The 2,072-nt window shown below is 66.8% G+C and carries 2 protein-coding genes; one reads left to right on the forward strand and one right to left on the reverse strand.

What is annotated here, in order from left to right:
* The coding region (locus Q0S16_RS10480) for a small ribosomal subunit Rsm22 family protein (RefSeq protein ID WP_295847918.1) at positions 1-676 on the forward strand (676 nt) is incomplete at its 5' end.
* Positions 677-699: 23 nt separating this feature from the next.
* Here the strand turns inward: Q0S16_RS10480 and Q0S16_RS10485 are convergent.
* On the reverse strand, positions 700-2,072 hold a 1,373-nt coding region (locus Q0S16_RS10485), incomplete at its 5' end, for an autotransporter outer membrane beta-barrel domain-containing protein (RefSeq protein WP_295847919.1).

The following is a 2,072-nucleotide window of genomic DNA, read 5'->3' on the forward strand; positions in this document are numbered from 1 at the left end:
CTGTGCCGAGGCCTTCGATTCGCTGCAAGGCTTCACATTGCTTGATTCCAATCCAGCGCTGCGCACGCTGGCGCTCGACCTCGCCCGCGACAGCCAGCGCCTCGCCGCCCTGCGCTACGACCTCGGCGACGCCACGGCCCAGCTCGCCGGGGCGTCCGCCGCCGAGCTGGTGATCGCCAGCTATGTGATCAACGAGCTCAGCGACGCCGCGCGACAAAGACTGGTCGCCGCGATGTGGGCAAAGACGGTCGACACGCTCATCATCATCGAGCCCGGCACGCCGGCCGGTCATGCGCGCATTCTCGACGCGCGCGGTCAATTGATCGCCGACGGCGGACACGTTCTTGCGCCCTGCCCGCATGACGGCGCCTGCCCGCTGCAGGCGCCGGACTGGTGCCACTTCACCCAGCGGCTGCAACGCTCGCAGGCGCATCGACAGCTCAAATCCGCCGAACTGCCCTATGAGGACGAACGTTTCAGCTACGTGGCGCTGTCGCGAACGCCGCCGGCGGCACGGCCGCCGCGCGTGCTGGCGCAGCCGCTGACCACCAAGGTCGCGGTCACCGCCAGGCTGTGCACGGAAGCCGGGGTGATCACGGCGACCGCGCCGCGCCGCGACAAGCCCGCCTATGCGCGCTTTCGCAAGCTCGACTGGGGCGACGCGATCCTCGATTAGCCCCGTCGCCGCAAAGAAAGGGCTCAGAACGATTGCTTCAGCCGCCCGCTGAACTGGTGCGCGACTGAATCGTCGCTGCCGATCACGGCGTCGTAGCCGAGCGACACCATGGTCAGTGCACCAAGCCGGCCGGAGACGCCGGTGCCGATGACGGCACGATCACGCAACGCACTGCCCGTCGCGGTGACGAAGCTGCCCGGCAGCGTGATATCCGCAAAGCTGGCATTGATGCCGCGCACGCCATCGTTGAACTCGTGCAGCCAGGCCAGCCGCAGTTCCGGCGTCAGCACGCCGCCATGGATACGCGTGTCGTAGGCGAAGCGCGCACCGACGCTGGAGCGCAGCGAGTCCATGCTGTCCGCCGAAACGTTCAACGCAGAAACGCCGCCGGTTTCGGCAAAACCCTCGGTCGAGACCCGGGTATATTGCAGCCCGATTTCCGGCGTCACCACCCAGCCTCTGACACGCAGGTCGGTGCCGACCGTGCCCCGCACCGTGTAATGCGTGCCTGCGAATGACGAGGTGTCGAGGGCGCCGAGCGCAACGCGATTATTGTCGTAATCGCTCCAGCCATAGAGGCCGATAAGGGTGGCGAACCAGGTCGGCGCCTGATAGGCGCCGTAGCCGCCGACCGAGCGCGTAGAAATCTTCGTGGTGGAGCCCAGCGTGTCGAGATCGCCCCTTGTATAGGCGTAGCCGCCGAACACGCCGAGCAGCGCGTGATCGGTGATGCGCCAGTCGGCGCCAGCCACCACATTCGCCGTGGTTGCGCGCGTCCCGGGCGCATCGGCACGCGCGCCTTCGCGGGCGAAACTGAGGCTGCTGGACACGAACATGCCATGGTCAGCCTGCAATGCCATCGGGCGCATGCCGGGCAGCGCCTTGGTTGGCGCATAGGCCATGGCATCATAGGCACCGCGCTGGGTATTGAACCAGTTGGACTCGTTCAGGGCGGTGGCCTGGCTTTCCGGCAGTCCGGTGATGGCGCCGAGCCGGCGATCGAGGTCGCCTCCATGTTTGTCGAAATTGCCGTTGTCGAACATCGAAAGCGCCGCACTTGCACCGGCGAGATCGTCACCGCCGCCGCCGAAGCGACCCTGGGTGAGGCGCTGACCGACCATCGAAGTGGTCTGCGACGCGCTGTCGACGGTCATGCGGCCAAGGCCCTGATAGGCCGCCGGCGACAATTGCGACAGCGCCGCGCCGACTTGGTTGGCGCTGGCGACGGTGTCGATCAGCGCGATCGCCGCACTGCTCGATGCCATTGTACTGGGAAGATTGTCGAACACCGAGGCGACTCCGAGGCCGCCGGCGGAGGCCTGCGACGCAAAGGACTGCGCGGCGCCAATCACGGTTTCGAACGAGGTATACAGCGTGCCGCCGATATTGACGGTCT

It is taken from the genome of Tardiphaga sp., assembly GCF_025356345.1.
GTDB lineage: Bacteria > Pseudomonadota > Alphaproteobacteria > Rhizobiales > Xanthobacteraceae > Tardiphaga.